The sequence below is a fragment of the Streptococcus sp. GMD5S genome, from assembly GCF_000298715.2.
Taxonomy (GTDB): Bacteria; Bacillota; Bacilli; order Lactobacillales; family Streptococcaceae; genus Streptococcus.
This window is the reverse complement of sequence record NZ_AJRG02000056.1, coordinates 1-758: the sequence shown is the minus strand read 5'-3', so window position 1 is coordinate 758 and position 758 is coordinate 1. Positions and strand designations below refer to the sequence as shown.

General features: G+C 38.7%; 1 protein-coding gene. It reads left to right on the top strand.

Translation table 11 applies throughout. From position 1 onward, the window contains the following. Positions 1-186: 186 nt before the first annotated feature. Positions 187-758 (top strand): class I SAM-dependent methyltransferase (locus tag GMD5S_RS0209765; protein ID WP_081583150.1); only part of this gene is annotated, 572 nt, incomplete at its 3' end.

Below are 758 nucleotides of genomic sequence, written 5' to 3'. Positions count from 1 at the left end.
GATTGCAGACGAACTGTTTTTTCCTGACTATGATAATTTGTAGTTCCCGATAGATTGTAATGTATTTCTAATAATTGAAAGAGATTGAAGAAAAGGTTTTTTGACTAGGATTCTTCAGTCTTTTTCATTTGATCATCACTTTGTAAACGATTTACAATTCAAGCCAAATTATGGTAAAATAGTTTTATGAGTAAAATGTATTATGCAGAAAATCCTGATGCTGCTCACGACATTCATGAGTTGAGAGTGGAGTTGTTGGGAGAAAACATGACCTTTTTGACGGATGCGGGTGTTTTCAGCAAGAAAATGGTTGACTTTGGGAGTCAGCTCTTGCTTAAGTGCCTAGAGGTCAATGAAGGAGAGAAGGTCCTTGATGTGGGTTGTGGTTATGGGCCATTGGGTTTGTCGTTAGCCAAGGCTTATGGAGCTCAGGTAACCATGGTCGATATCAATAATCGTGCCTTGGACCTAGCGCGACAAAATGCTGAACGTAATAAAGTAGAAGCAACGATTTTCCAATCCAATATCTATGAACAAGTTGAAGGGAAGTTTGACCATGTTATTTCCAATCCGCCGATTCGAGCGGGCAAACAGGTTGTTCATGAGATTATCGAAAAGAGCAGAGATTTCTTGAAAGACGGAGGAGATTTAACCATCGTCATTCAGAAAAAACAAGGGGCTCCAAGTGCTAGAAATAAGATGGAAGACGTTTTTGGAAGTTGTGAAATTGTAAAGAAAGATAAGGGATATTATATCCT